This is a genomic window from Paenibacillus marinisediminis, from assembly GCF_054343325.1.
Genome location: NZ_JBTGUH010000009.1, coordinates 19,492 through 33,853 on the forward strand (window position 1 = coordinate 19,492; position 14,362 = coordinate 33,853).

General features: G+C 38.3%; 9 protein-coding genes. 2 read left to right on the plus strand and 7 right to left on the minus strand.

All coding sequences use genetic code 11. The features are described from left to right. Nucleotides 1-14 precede the first annotated feature (14 nt). The 7 genes from ACXX53_RS17885 to ACXX53_RS17915 form a co-directional block, all read right to left on the minus strand. Nucleotides 15-1,631: a type I restriction-modification system subunit M gene (locus ACXX53_RS17885; RefSeq protein WP_458570046.1), complete on the minus strand. Its 1,617-nt coding sequence runs from the start codon at nucleotides 1,629-1,631 to the stop codon at nucleotides 15-17. Nucleotides 1,632-1,649: 18 nt separating this feature from the next. Continuing rightward, nucleotides 1,650-2,834 carry a restriction endonuclease subunit S gene (locus ACXX53_RS17890; RefSeq protein ID WP_458570047.1) on the minus strand — a complete coding sequence of 395 codons (1,185 nt, stop codon included), beginning with the start codon at nucleotides 2,832-2,834 and terminating at the stop codon, nucleotides 1,650-1,652. A 42-nt stretch (nucleotides 2,835-2,876) separates the two neighbouring features. Next, complete coding sequence (locus tag ACXX53_RS17895; protein ID WP_458570048.1) at nucleotides 2,877-5,933, minus strand: type I restriction endonuclease subunit R; 3,057 nt, start codon at nucleotides 5,931-5,933, stop codon at nucleotides 2,877-2,879. After that, the gene (locus ACXX53_RS17900; protein WP_458570049.1) at nucleotides 5,934-6,518 is read right to left on the minus strand and encodes a restriction endonuclease subunit S; all 585 of its coding nucleotides are present in this window, start codon (nucleotides 6,516-6,518) and stop codon (nucleotides 5,934-5,936) included. A gap of 1,556 nt (nucleotides 6,519-8,074) precedes the next feature. Next, entirely contained in the window at nucleotides 8,075-9,316 is a 1,242-nt protein-coding gene (locus ACXX53_RS17905) for a hypothetical protein (protein WP_458570050.1), read from the minus strand. Continuing rightward, on the minus strand, nucleotides 9,306-10,250 hold the full coding sequence (locus ACXX53_RS17910) for a DNA-processing protein DprA (RefSeq protein ID WP_458570051.1): 945 nt from the start codon (nucleotides 10,248-10,250) through the stop codon (nucleotides 9,306-9,308). Before ACXX53_RS17910 ends, ACXX53_RS17905 begins: the two co-directional genes overlap by 11 nt. Before the next feature lie 26 nt (nucleotides 10,251-10,276). Next, complete coding sequence (locus tag ACXX53_RS17915; RefSeq protein ID WP_458570052.1) at nucleotides 10,277-10,957, minus strand: hypothetical protein; 681 nt, start codon at nucleotides 10,955-10,957, stop codon at nucleotides 10,277-10,279. Nucleotides 10,958-12,081: 1,124 nt separating this feature from the next. Here ACXX53_RS17915 and ACXX53_RS17920 point away from each other — a divergent pair. Next, on the plus strand, nucleotides 12,082-13,416 hold the full coding sequence (locus ACXX53_RS17920; RefSeq protein ID WP_458570053.1) for a PD-(D/E)XK nuclease family protein: 1,335 nt from the start codon (nucleotides 12,082-12,084) through the stop codon (nucleotides 13,414-13,416). Between the two features lie 536 nt (nucleotides 13,417-13,952). Next, nucleotides 13,953-14,351: a (deoxy)nucleoside triphosphate pyrophosphohydrolase gene (locus ACXX53_RS17925; RefSeq protein WP_458570054.1), complete on the plus strand. Its 399-nt coding sequence runs from the start codon at nucleotides 13,953-13,955 to the stop codon at nucleotides 14,349-14,351. Nucleotides 14,352-14,362: the final 11 nt, after the last annotated feature.

The window sequence follows — 14,362 nt, forward strand, 5'->3', positions numbered from 1 at the left end:
CTTTTCTATTACTATTATTTACCTAAAAGACTGATAAATTTGCTCAGTTCTTTTTTGGATTCATCAGTTGTGCCCTGCAACTCATTCAATAACCCAAACAAGTTATCATATGAATTCGCAATTTCCGCTTTAACTTCTGTCAACTCTTGAGCCACTTGTGAAAGTGAAATAACTTCTTCTTCTTCAAACGTGTCGACATAACGTGGAATATTCAAATTGTAATCATTTTCTTTTATTTCATCCAAAGATGCCAGATGAGCATACTTCTCAACGTCTTCACGATTACTGTAAGTCTCGATAATTTTGTTGATGTTTTCAGGAGAGAGTTTGTTTTGGTTCTTGCCTTTTTCAAACTCATTTGAAGCATCAATAAACAAAATATCTTTATTCTTGCGAGCTTCACGACCTTTGAACACCAGCACACATGTCGGGATGCTTGTACCATAGAACAAGTTAGCTGGCAATCCAATAACAGTATCTAACAGATTGTTGTCGATGATATTCTTACGTATTTTACCTTCAGAAGCACCACGGAAGAGTACACCATGTGGCAACACGATAGCCATTGTTCCTGCTTTATCTAAATGATAAAGTCCATGAAGAACGAAAGCATAATCTGCCTTAGATGCTGGTGCTACACCATAACCCTTGAAACGTGTATCTTTTTCTCGATCAACGTTTTTTGTATCCCAATTCTGAGAATATGGCGGATTAGCTACGACCGCGTCGAACTTCAAAGGAATTTGTGTACCATCTTTTTCAGCAAATGGCCAGTCAGCATCGAGTGTGTCTGCGCGTTTCAACTCCATATTGCGATAATTCACCCCATGCATCATCAAGTTCATGCGGGCCAAGTTATATGTTGTAGTATTCAACTCTTGACCGTAAAAATCAACGCTTCCTTCTTCATCACCATTTGGCAATTCTTTTTGAACTGTTAAAAGAAGTGAACCTGATCCCATTGTAGGGTCATATACACGGAATTGATCGCCAGTAGTAGCCGCACCAACCGTGACGATCCTTGCTAGGATTTGACTAACTTCATGAGGTGTGTAGAATTCCCCCCCTTTTTTACCAGCATTAGCTGCGAATTGCCCGATCAAATACTCGTAAACGTCACCCAAAATGTCACGTCCTGAATCGTCTTTGAAACTGAACTCGTTAATCATCAAAACAATATCATTCAAAGCCTTTGCACGTTCGTTTGTATTTGAACCTAGACGAGTGTCCCCAAGGTTAACATCTGAGAATACGTTAGCAAAGTCAGCTTCTGCGACTGCGTTACGTTTGGCATTTGTATTGAATGAATCAAACATGTCTTGGAAATCACTAGGTTTGATTTTGTGATTTTCAATTTTCGATACAATTTTGTCCCAAGTGTAGGCTGGATCAATTGCATATCCGATACCTCTACTGATTTCTTCAAGGTAATCTTCTTTTTCAGTATCATCTGTCACTTCGTAGAACTCTTCCAGGTCATTGACTTTCAAGTATTCATCTTGATTTTCTGATAAGTAGCGATAGAACATAAATGGCAAAATATAATTCTTGTACTCACTTGCATCCATTGTCCCACGCAGTTTGTTAGCCATTTCCCATAGCTTTGATGTAATATCTGTTGCATTACTCATTTGTGTAATCCCCTTTTCTTATACAAACATTTGTTGAAGCATTGATTTCTTTAAATTTTTCAGCAAATTTAACTCACGCTGATGAAGGGTGATGAGGTAGTCGAGCGAATAGAAATAATATCCAATTTTCCGCTGTTCATCAAGTGATGTCATCCATATTCGACTGGCCAAAATATTATCATTATACAAATGTTTTACTGTGGACCCTTCAATAATCCAATCTATAATTTGATATGATATTTGTAAAAATCTCTTATCAATAACATTACTATCCGTATCTAACCAGACAATATTTGAATCCTGGAAATACTCGTCTTTTCCTTTATATTCGGCCGTTCGTCCAATGCTACCTACTACTGACATTAGAACATCTCCCACTTTAGGAAAAGGATATATTTTTTTATATTCCTCATAAATATCTCGGGCTATATATGCATCTGCTTTTAGGCCAAGAGTGCCATTTTTATAAAAAGGAATATCTCCTTCTTCTTTTGTCTGTTCTTTAAATATTCTTTTACATGTTCGAATTGCACCAATATCTCCAACCTTACGCTGTTCCCAAGCATCAGTAAATCCTGCAAATCTAATTTCAGGAACATTGGATCCATCTTTCGGAAACATTTTTTGAAGTAGACTCTTTTTCGTATCCTTTAACAGTTCCAACTCACGCTGATGAAGGGTGATGGTATCGTCCAGTTGTTTGAAAAATGAACCTATTTTTTTTTGTTCTTTCCAACTAGGTACTCGTATAGGGATTTGATAAAACGACTCTAATTCAAGATTTCGACGAACAACACTCGCTCCTTGTGTCGAAGCATTTTTGTACTCTTCCAACATTCTTGGAAGTCTAAGTTGTGGTTCGATGAACTGGCTATTTAAATCTACAAACTTAAACGTCCTATAACTAGGTGATACAAGTCCTTTACCAATGTCATTAACGTTAATATTTCCAAGCCAAAGATTCTGTGGTGACAGTACTAAATCACCATCTTCAATAATCTTATATCCTAGGTTTGATATCCCCGAGACTCGACCATTTCTAATTTCCATCCCAGAATTTGTACTTGATAGAACAGTATATTCATTTTCAGTCTTTGTCTTAATACTAAATTCTTTTAGCATTTCTCCCAACTTCCACTGTTCCCAAGCATCTGTAAATCCTGCAAATCTGATTTGAGGTGACTTTGTTATTTTATCGCTCATTTCTGCTCTCCTCTTTGTAGTCTGCTTAATTTTAACACTTGACTATTCTCCCTTCTTAATTTCGTCAGCCATTTCGTAAAATGCCTTACGGAATTCAATGCGATATCGTACCCAAGATAATTCTGCAATCTTTTTATCTGCAATTTCTTTATAATCAGCTCTTGCGTCATTCATGATTGCTGTTAACTCACCTTGTTTATCCATATCCTCTTGACCTAAACGGTGTCTCTTAATCAAGCTTTCAAGTTCCTTAGGTTTTATGCTGTTATCAAGTCCCCAAGTGCGGATGAAGTTCGTTACAAGTTGAATATTCGTATCCTTTTGTGCTCTATCCATAGCTTGGTTCATTTTTTCAACACTTCGAGGAGCTGGATAATTATCAAATTCAAATTCTTTTGAGAATATCTTAGATACAAAGTTGCGCATCTTAGATTTTTCTCTTTCATTATCTGACTTAGCAATTTCAATATGGATTTCATCACGTGTTTTTTCTGCTTTAGACATAAAGTTCGCGTGAACTTCGTCAGCCATTCGAGCAATCAAATCAATTAAGTAATCATAGTTGATGGTAACATCGTGAATATGAACCATAGAGAGATTGACTTGCGAAATATCAATGTCTTCTCGCTTAGCGCGTCGTTCTTTCAACTCACCAGCGATAACAGTTGTTAAAATTACTTCCTGCTCTTCAGTAATCCCTAAACGTTCATAGAACTCTTCGGGATTATCATAGGCAGAAATAGGATTTTTGTCATCATCTTCGGTATATTGTTTCAACTGACTAAGCAAGCGATTATACTCTTTCAAATTCTCAAAAACTTCATCCTGTGCTTTTTCACTTGGTGGTAATTGTACAAAATCATCTGTGAGCGTTGAAAGTTTCTTGATTACTTCTTGCATCTCAGCTTGAACCTTACTAAATGGTTTCGAAATGATACCAGAGTCTTCATTACCTTCTTTCAAATCTTCAAGTGAAAGCTGTTCAGCAGCAGATGCACGATTTGAATAGATAGCAAAAGCCTTATTCATTTCATACTCGTTTTGCTCTGGCCAACGATAATTAACAACATTTCCCCAAGGCTTATCGACAAGGCTATGCATTCGATTTGTACGTGAATATGCCTGAATAAGGTTCCCACCCTTAAGCGTTCGATCAATATAGAGCGTATTCATCTCAGGAGCATCGAAACCAGTCAAAAGTTGGTCAACGACGATAACCAAATCTAAATACTTACCATCATCAGCTGTCTTGTTAAGTCGCCGTGCTAAGTCTTCTGTGTAGGCTTTAACTGTCGTCATATCAAAAGCTGTGCCGAACATTGTGTTATAGACTTTGATGGCTCTATGCAAGTTCTCGTTCGTTTTAAGTTGATGAATACTATTAGATGTATCTACCGAGAAACTCACTGCAACTTTTAACCGTTTATCTGCTGGACGATTCGCATTTTCTTCAACAAACTTATCGAAGTATTCCATCGCTCTTGGTGTACTTGCTTTGTTACCTCCAACGTGGACTGTAAACAAAGCATTATACTTGCGATCATTTGAACGTTCCTTCCAGTTATTGAATATGTCTCTAACTACCAATTGCACATGTTCCGGGCTATAGTCATAAACACTACCACGAACATTATCGTCGATATCATCTTCGGTTGGATCTTCGGGAGCCTCGATAGTTTCCTTGAATTCAACGTTAAACCCTAAGACGTTTTTATCCGCAATTGCTTCTTTAATGGTGTAAGCATGTAGAATATCACCAAAAATCTCTCGTGTTTCAGGAAATTTTGGTGTACCAGTATAACCAACCCAAGCAGAATTAGGAATAGCTTTTCGGATCGTTTCAAGCATACCATCATTTTCAGTACCGTCACCAGTTGAACGATGGGCTTCATCAACGATAAAAAGAATACTTTCATTCAGTGGCTTGAAGCTATCTCGCGCTACATAACGCGACATCTTTTGAATACTTGTCACGATGATGTTCTTATCACTCTTCTTCGTTAATTTGCGATGAAGGTCTGAGATATTTGCAGTGTCACTCACCACACCCGTTTTCCCTTCAAATCCAGCAACAGGATCATAGGCTTTATAGGCATCAGATGTTTGGTTTGTGAGCGCAATACGGTCAACCAGGAAGACAACTTTATCTACATTAGATAGACGACTTGCAAGCCATGCAGTCTTAAAACTTGTGATTGTCTTACCTGAGCCAGTAGTATGCCAAATGTATCCTAACTTTCCATCATCATATTTGAAATCAAATTTTCTAACTTTATCAAGCACATGCTTTGTGGCATAGACTTGATAAGGACGCATGACTTTGATACTTTCTTTGTTTTTAGTACCATCAAGTACCATGTAGCGAGTAGCTAAATCATGAGCCATTGGAATTGACAACACTTTATCCGCAAACACTTTCCATGAACGAATAGGGCGAGCATCATCTGCGTTTTGCCAGTTGAATGCAAAAGCTCGGTTAAAGCTTTGGAGTGGGGTGTTGGCCATATAACGAATATCATACTGCGTCATCGCGATTAGAATTTGCAAGGTTGAAAAGATACCGCTGTATTGTTTTTCAGCAATATACTGTTCCATCTGGTTCAAGGATTCTGTAGTACTGTGAAGTGCTTTCTTTAATTCGATTTGAATAATTGGTAAACCATTAATAAGCAACGTCACATCAAATCGACGATTTGGCTTACCATCAATTACTTTTGGCCGTTTAATTTGATTTACCACTTGATAAACAGTGTTTCCGCCACCAACTTGGGCTTGGTCGAATACTGTTAAATACACATGTTTACCATTGTCAAGGTCAACTTCAATTTCAGAAACACCATTAACACCATACAAAAACTGTCCGGCCTGGTATGGTGATTCAATACTAGTGATAATTTTCTTCACCTGGTTAAATTCAGTAACAGACAATGGTTCATCTAAACGAGCACGATTGTTTTGTTCTAGGATCATTTTAAAGTTATCCCAGAGCTGTTCGGTTGATTTGATATCTTTTTTGTATTCCCATTGTTTTACTCCACCAATTTTGGTCAAATAATCGATGACTTCATTTTCGAAAGCTAGTTCCGATTGACTTTTCATTTAATTATCCCCTCCCTTTAAGGTTTCCTCAATTATTGAGCTCGTAAACTGCTCAATCAATCCTGCATATTTGTTTAGCTTACTTTGCAGCTTCAATGTTTCTGCGTAAATAGCGCCTATTTTCTTCTGTTCCTCAAGGGGAATAACAGGAACGTTAATTTCTCCAAGAGCACGAAGTGGAATTCTTAGAACTGGGCCAGTCCCCTGTAACTCCTTTTCTTTTTGGCGCCTCACATCTTTGTAAGCATTAAACAAGTAAAGAAAATATCTCTTATCAAGTTGTTCGCTATCAACCTCTATTTTTGTGAAGTTGAGAGACAACACTTTACCAACATTATTTTTACCAACCATTGTTGCAAGCTGTAACGAGTTACTGATAACAACATCACCCTCATTTAACGATGGGCTGTTTTGAGATGAACATTTCTCCTCATTTTCAAAAAACACATCCTCATGATAATAATCAGCTTCAAAAGACGGCTGGTCATAATAATTTATTGTTTGATTTTCAAACTGCTTTTGCGCCCTTGTTGGATTTATACCTGGAATGAATGTTACGAACTCTTTTAATCCTCTTTTCTCCAAATAAATCACCCCCCCAAAATTCAGATGTCATTTTTTGAAATATCTTTATATTACTAATTAAATCACCTCAATCCCATTTTGTCAAACGATAATATGTAATATTATTATATTTCATATTATCGTTTGACAAACCCTACAGAACTAATCTACAAGCCAAGTTTTTATTCACTCTTCCTTAAAAAGATTCTCTTCTCACCAAATTGCTAAACCATCTCCGTAAAACTCCACTCCCTTTTAATGTCATTCTGTTTTCACAGACAGCTTCAATAACAGAAAACCACGCCCATCAAAATCATACCCAACAGTCTCTAAAAGAGAAAAACCCTTGAAACCATCGACATTGGGCGATAATAAGGGTTCTAATACTTATATTAACTCTAGCAATTCAGTATGTAGGAGAACATGCCGCGCTAAACTCCACTTTCATGTTGGGGATACGGCAAAAAGTCATGATTGTTTAAGGCTCTCTTGTCACTTGAAAAAGAAATATAAGGCACTTCCATAACGCGACTCATCTATTGAAGTTAGGACGCAAGATTTCAGCCATAAGTCCCCTATACCTTACCAATTGGTTTTACTCTTCTTCGTAGTGGCTCTTCGCTAATACAATATGGGGGGATTAACAATAATTAGGCTATTATCGCTATTTGACCCGGAGCCTTTGCGGACATGAGGACCCACGAAAGCCACGATAGGTAAGGATTTCGCATTGCTATCTAGCTTATCATGCCTGCTTCTACATATATCTGCTCTCTCATTTAAGGACTGATATCTAAACTGCTTTCTCACTAACAACTGACATCTAATCCGCTCTGTACGCCGCTTCCCCCTGCAACTTGGACATGTTCCTACAGGTAATAATAAAGGGATTTTAGAGCCACCGGATTCCAACCCGTAAAACCCAAAACCCCTTACCTATAAGACTTTTAAGCCCTTACTCTTTTACCCTAGATATCCATGCTACACTCTCAACATGTGTTGAATATGTACAAAACCATCCATAACAAGTTCCCAAGTTCTTGTTGACTCACAGGGACAGGACAGTTCCTGCAGCTGTGCTGACCATCATAGCCCAAAGTGTCTCAAGCAATGCCGACAAAAAGAACTTAGTATTCATACGCATCCCCTCCTTGTTGGGAACAGAAATCAACTTAATGCTGAAGAATCTAATCAGCGCTAATCATGCAACAATAAACAAGTCTATGGCGTCTGTACATAACATGGATAACTGTCCTGTATAGAGGCATCCTACCCCTGTCAGCCAACAACAGAAGATGAACTCTTTCTAACCAATAACATTCTTTATGCAGGTTAACAATAAAAAAACGGCATCTCTGCCGTTATTAATCATTGTTGGTGGAACGTGGGGATTCGAACCCCCGACCCCTTCGCTGCCAGTGTGGTATGCGCGGTATCCCACAATGAACCGATGTGTCCGAAAGTCTGCTGTAGTACGTGCTTTCGGACTTCGGTCTGTTTTGGTGTATCCTTGAATTTCCCTCGATAATCTAGTGTTCGTGAGCATATATGTGATCACGACTCACACATCCTAAGAGTTAAAATACATCATCATCAAACTCGAATGAATTCTGTTGCAACTTCCTACTGGAAATGTAACGTCTTCTTCCTGACTCATACTTTATTGTAGATTTGCAGTCAGGCCAATTAGTGCAACCATAAAAAGCTGAACTACCAAATCTAATCTTATACTCTCCATCCTCACAGCTATTGCACAACAAATGCTCAAGCATCAATGCCTCACTTTTATTTTGCGAAGCTCCAAACGCTAGAACAGTTACTTTCTCTGCACCAGCCTCATACAGTATCTTGGCGCACTCCAAGGCAGTTGCACCACTAGTAATGATATCATCTACAAGTATTACGTGCCCGCTTACCGTCTTATTTGTCTTGAATTTATTTTTAACGTTTAGAAAGCGATTCGTATAGTTACCCACTTCTTTTTGTGGGGTATAGTTCTGTTTTAATTTGAGTAATTCAGTTACCTTGAATTCAGCAATCAAGCTTTCCTCGCCCAAGTCCTTGGATTTATTAATTACTTCCATCAATACATTTCGCTTGTTTGGCTTCGGAGGAACTACAGTTATAGTGCCCTCTTCAAGAAGCTCTTGTTCGTGCAAAAAGTTAATGGAAGATGAAAAAAGCCTTGCTACTGACTCGATTTGTTTGGGATACCCATTCTTCATTTGTAAGGTCAAATGAGTAAGTGGATGAATATAAGCTCTGCTGTCATGGGAGACATAATAACGACCAAATATCACCAAGTCAGTATCCACTGATGGGATAAGATCGTTATTCAATTTACTAAGAAAGTACCCACCATTACCACCAATACCATCCGCATATAGCTCTCCGAAATAACCATAACTCTTGCCTTTTAAGCATTTTATCAATGATTTAATACTTTTTGCATGATGATCTGGAAGATTATTTTTATCTATTACGGTATCTTCATCTACTATTAATACAGTGGAGACTCCTAAATGGTTATAGGCTTCTTGGGGATCACCAGTAATATAGACAGCCTCGTAGGGTTCTATATCATTCTCTCGCAAGATTTTTGATATAGTCTGACTGTTGGAAAAGCTAAACCATCCACTTGGGGAGGTATAAGTGAAGTCATCAATTTCTTCTTGAAGTTTATCAACTCTTGATTTGTCCGATAAGATAAACACACAGTCTTTGTAGTCGATCAAATCAGAGAGAGCGTCATCAAGTTCAGTAGCCACCTCGTCTAGGTTGACAATTAGCAGCTTTATTTCGTCGCACTCAAGTAACATTTTCTGGCCCCCAAATCTGCGCAGTTCCCTTACCCATTGGCTGCTCATCAACCGCACTCAAAAGGCCTTTTGTCTGAAGTTGCCCCACTAGGTCTTCTATGGTTGTAAACATATTTGCACCTAACTCATTAATAAATCTTTTTGGCCATTTCAGATTCGGATTTTCAACTGCACTGTACGGAATGAACACTTCGCGCTTTTGTTTGAGGGCTTCTCTTGCTTGTATTAGCGCTCCACTTGTTTCACTTGCTTCAATAACAATTGTGGCTATCGATATACCACTCATGGTGGCATTTCTCATTGGAAAATTCCAACGCTGGACAGGAAAGCTTGGTGCAAACTGAGACACGACAAGACCTGTTTCGGAGATATAGTTCTGTAATACTTCATGCTCTTTTGGATAGACCTTGTTAATAGGAGTTCCAATGACCGCGATAGTTGGCTTCTTTGCATCATGTGTACCTTGATGTGCAGACTTGTCTATACCTGTCGCTAATCCAGAAGCAACAATGATTCCACGCTCGGATAAAAGTCGTGCTAGCCTTCTAGCTCTGTTTTGCCCTTCTTCCGAAGCCTTTCGCGATCCAACAACAGAAATCACTATACTATCCAGCAGACTTAATTCCCCTCTAAGAAATAAGATTTCTGGGGAATCCTCGACCTTAAGCAGTCTTTTTGGGTAAATAGGATCATCTTTGCAGGCAACAATAACGTACTCACTCAACTTCTCTATCCCTTGGGTTACTTTCTTTTTAGCATCACTAATGAGCTTCGATTCATAACCAAAGTTTTCTAAGCAACTTTCCCAATTCTCAAAAGATGGGATTTGCTTATAAGTAATCGCTGTTTGCTTAGGTGAGCTTTTATTCAAGGCAAGGAGTGTAAAGTAGCATTCAGCCGCCTGTTGTGAATTTTTGTTAAGATATGTAGGCATAGGCAACTCCTTTGTACTATTTCTTATTATGAATATAGCGAATCTAATATAAATCCGCAGATTATGAGTATTTCCTCAATTAACATTGCAGATACATCATCCTTATTTATTCCGCTCGTTAGGCGACTTGTAAACTGCTCCAAAACATTTAATGGTACAGACACACTAAGCGATAATAGTCCATTCATCATGTCATCAGGTACTGCATTCTGATCTTTCAAAACCTGACGTATTAACTCAGCACATATCACTAAAGATGCTTTATTTTGAGCTCTTTCATGAAGATCAATTGCTTCAAAAACTAATGCTTCAATTGGTTCGGGCATTCTTAATTTGTTAAGATTCACATCTTTTTTTGGACTATGCGTTACATAATCAAACCAATAGTCTGGATCAAAATCATAATCAAAACACCTAACTTGTACGACAGCATTACAGTTAGAACAGGAAGCAGTAGAAAAGAAATCTCTATCAGTACCCATTGCCTCATCTAAATCATGAGTGACTACAACAACACTAAGTGTAGTAAATTCATGATAACTTGAACATTGAGGGCAGAGCAATTCAATTCTCGCAGGTCCATTATGATCTACAAGATCAGAACCATAATAATCTAATGTATAATTTGGACGAATAGTAGAAGCCACATGCTTCTCAGAATCTTGAAACCCTCTACTAACCTTTATAACAGATTGAATCTGATTCATATAATATTCTCCCTTCCATAATCATGGATTTTATTCACTTAAACAACAACACTTTGAATACGTTGTTTAATAATACTATCAATACAAAGAGCAACGTATTGATTTATGATGCGAAAAGTATTAAAATGGTATTGTCCGAAAGCATCGGCAATTAATCCTCAGGGGGAAGAACCCTCTGGGGATTTTTATTATATTGTGTTGTATCAGGGGCTCAACTAATCAGTATTGGTATATAAATATCATAGTGCTAGGAGAACCCAAAAACCACAGCATTTCCAGCACACATAATAATTCGACCCTTCACGACCATTTTCCTGCCAACGGAAATTAAAAAGCACCTGCGCAGCGTTTCTTGTCTGTTCATCGTTTCAGAGACTAACGTCATCTTCTTCTTATCATTGCTCAATTTAAGAGTAGTTTATTTTTACTACGGTGTACTGCACTAAAAGCTCATGCCATTAGCATGAGCTTTTAGTAATATTTTTAACTTTAGGCGTTCCCAATTATTTGTCAACACGGTATGTTGACACTACACACTCCACATGCACGGTATGCGAGAACATATTATCGTAAAATGTAAATCTGTTGCACTTTGCTTGCGCGAATCTTTGATGTTTCTTCGAAATTCTTACATGACCGTTTATTTTAGCGTTGTGATCGTATGACGGCATAATCGTTTCACTTTTCAAGTAGTGGAGCTGCCCATACAAGAGTCTCGGCATCGGTGAACTCGGCTTCAATTTGCCATTCAATAAAGTCAATGACTCAACATTTTTGAATGTGATCGCAAGACGATCAGGACTGGTTCAGTCTCACGAACTTCCACTACTGGATTTTGCCATAGCAAAGGGCGAGTGGAAGCCTTCCTTCACGCCCCAAGTCCACAACATCGAGGAACCGCAAGAGGAAATGAAGCGTAAAGGAATTAAAAAGTACAGGAGAATAGTCAACAAGTATGTCGGAGGTTGTAGCATTTAGTACCTCGCCCCGGATGGCAATACCCTTCTGGAGATGGGGCGGTTGAATGATGAGGGAGACAGTAATAGCGTGATACTGGTATAGAAAGCCTTAATTCAATATGATATAAATTAATCATATTTATAAAAAGTATCCAAGGGGAAACCATGCAACCAACAAACATACTCAATCTATTAACACAGTTCACCATTCGAAACGATGCATTAGAAAAACTACGATCACATATCCAAAGTTTCAATCCGCTTAAAGTGCTTCGAATGAATCATTATGAAATTAGACACTCGAATGTGCTTGGCTGGCTGTTGGATGCGAGCGGGAATCACAATCTGCAGGATAAAGTTTTTAAAAAGTTCATGATTGAGGTTATCCTCCACGCTGAGAACGAACAAAAAAATAGCCCTGCGGGAATAAACGAAACGTTTTTCTTCCTCAATCACTTTTGGGACTTGGAAGTACACAGAGAGTGGAATCATACGAAAAAGCAGAAATCGTCATTTAAACGTCTGGTCGACCTTTTACTCATTTCTCATCAACATAAATTGGCCATCATTATTGAAAACAAAGTTTATTCCGGAGAAGGTGTCGATCAATTATCCGAGTACAACACCATGGTCGAGTCTGCGTACCCAGGATACAACATAATTCCGATTTACATGACGCTCTTTGGCGATCAACCTTCAGACGAACGCTATTTCATCTTTAGTCATCTTGCGTTCTATCTGTTGCTGAATCAGTTCATCCCTTCACAATTTGATCATATGAATCAGAAGGTCTATGAGTTTATTCAGGATTATTTGAAGGTACTGGAAGAATTAATACTTCCTGATAAAACCTATGTAGAATTATGCGAGGAGTTATATTTAAAGCATAGACAAGCCATTGAGCTGATTCTAAGTTTAGACCTCAGGACCCTTGACCCACATGAAGAGCACTCCAGACAAATCTACGAACTTGTCAGGTATTATAAGGAAGTTTCAAGTTGTATTAAAACGAACGGCTATATTGATTATTTTAAAGCCGCATCCAAGAAATTTGCCATACAACAAACGGAGCTGATTTTCAGCGGGGCTATGGGCAATACGGCAATGTGGTTTTATCCCAAAGAATATGAAACGGTCCCTGGGTTCTCATCTCCGACAGCGACGAATTACCAACGCTTCTGTCCTTACCCCGTCCCCTATATTTTCGGGCCTGGCAGAAACGGACGACTAGAGTTAAAGATCGAAATAGGGGAATGTGCGGAAGATTTTTCCGCCCGAAGAATGGAATTTGTCACGTTCGCAGCATCGCAGTTGGGGATTAGCATTAAGCATTCTCCAAAAATTACGCAATTTGAAAAAGAAACGATAGAAATGTCGGAATCCGACTGGACAAATGAGGCGGTCATATTGGAAAAAATGAGTGTGCTCTATAGTCGAATGCAAGACTTCTATCAAAAGATCTGGTCTTGTATTCAGCAATTTGATTGGAATCGGCATTAAACATGAAGAGCATCCCTGACAAGTAGTTCTTCAGGGATTGCTCTTCTTTAGCTATAGATCGAACTAGCAACAGCCATGCCTTCCTTCCGGACAGCCTCGTAATAGTACTTCTCCTCTTTCTCCAATTCTGATCTATCCGCTCCAACATTACTTGTACTTAGTTCAATGCGACTTGGACACACTATTTCATTCATCCTTGATCCGGATAATGTAATTCTGAGTTTTTCCAAACTATACAACATTTTTTTGTAAAACGAGGGTTTCAATCCCACTCCGGCCTGAAGAAAAATACTCCAAAGGATGCAGAGCCAGCGCGCATTCCTTTGTTCCAGTCGAATTCCATTCTGATTATATTTCACGCTCTCGAAATAATTAGCCTTCAGCATTTATCGTCGCAGTGTAATCTCTTCTATATTCCCGCAATTATTGAATAGAGATTGTTTTGATCAACTGTCGAATAAATTTGCTGTATCTAAAAATGAAATTTTCTAAGGAAAATGATATCATAATACTGTAAGAATTATGAGGAGGCAATTATGAAAAAGCATGTGAAAGTAGTAGCAGCAATTATCGAAAATGATAGACAAGAAATTCTATGCGCTTTAAGATCGCCCCAAATGTCTATTCCAAATATGTGGGAGTTTCCTGGCGGGAAAGTAGAGGCAAACGAGGACATTTATGCAGCCCTCGAAAGGGAGATTGTTGAAGAGTTGGATTGTAGGATCGAACCATTTAAAGAAGTATTCAATGTTAACATTCATGAATACGAAAAAACCATTATTAATTTAATATCAATTAAATGTAGAGTCGTCGAAGGAACTCCAGCACCCAGTGAGCATTCAAAGTTAATTTGGCTAAAAAGAGATAATTTATCTTCACTAAAATGGGCACCTGCTGACATACCGGCTGTTGAACAATTGATGAGTGAAAAGTAGTCTTCTCCAAA